The 667-nt window shown below is 42.4% G+C and carries 1 protein-coding gene; it reads left to right on the plus strand.

Annotation, left to right across the window (positions count from 1 at the left end):
* The first annotated feature begins 4 nt into the window (after window positions 1–4).
* Complete coding sequence (locus HMPREF0650_RS08330; protein ID WP_050774858.1) at window positions 5–574, plus strand: deoxynucleoside kinase; 570 nt, start codon at window positions 5–7, stop codon at window positions 572–574.
* Window positions 575–667: the final 93 nt, after the last annotated feature.

Consider the following 667-nt stretch of genomic DNA (forward strand, 5'->3'; position numbering starts at 1 on the left):
AAACATGTTGGTTAAACATTATGGGTGGACGCCTAAATTGGAATCGGTAGACGTTAATCCATACTTGGACGACTACTATCGGTCCATTGAACGATGGGCTTTCAACCTTGAGGTTTACTTTTTGAAGCAACGTTTTCATGACTTGCTGGATATAGCTCAATCGAAAGAAACCATCGTACAAGACCGTTCGATATACGAAGGGGTATATGTTTTTGCCGCCAACAACCGAGATATGGGGCATTTGTCTGACAGAGATTTCAACACCTACATGGAACTGTTCGAGGCTATGATGATGGCTGTCAAACTTCCAGACCTCATGATTTACCTTCGTTCATCTGTCCCTAACCTGGTTGGGCATATCCAAAAGCGCGGAAGAGACTACGAACAGACCATCCCACTGGAGTATCTCACCAACCTAAACGAACGTTACGAAGATTTTATCCTCAATAAATACCAAGGAAAGAAACTTATCATTGAGGCGGACGCGCTTGACTTTGAGCACAATCCGAAAGACTTTTCAGAAATCATCGACAAGATAGACGCGCAACTGTTCGGTCTCTTTGACAATCTGTAATCACAACGCAGCGTCTTTTCAACATATCAACAATCATTCTATTCACACAACAAACACTCATTCATCATGCACATAGCCATAGCTGGAAACATA

It is taken from the genome of Hoylesella buccalis ATCC 35310, assembly GCF_000177075.1.
GTDB classification, from domain to species: domain Bacteria; phylum Bacteroidota; class Bacteroidia; order Bacteroidales; family Bacteroidaceae; genus Prevotella; species Prevotella buccalis.

What these genes read in the sequence shown, in the direction of transcription:
- HMPREF0650_RS08330 (WP_050774858.1), top strand. Translation starts at nt 5, where the DNA reads ATGTTGGTTAAACATTATGGGTGGACGCCTAAATTGGAATCGGTAGAC.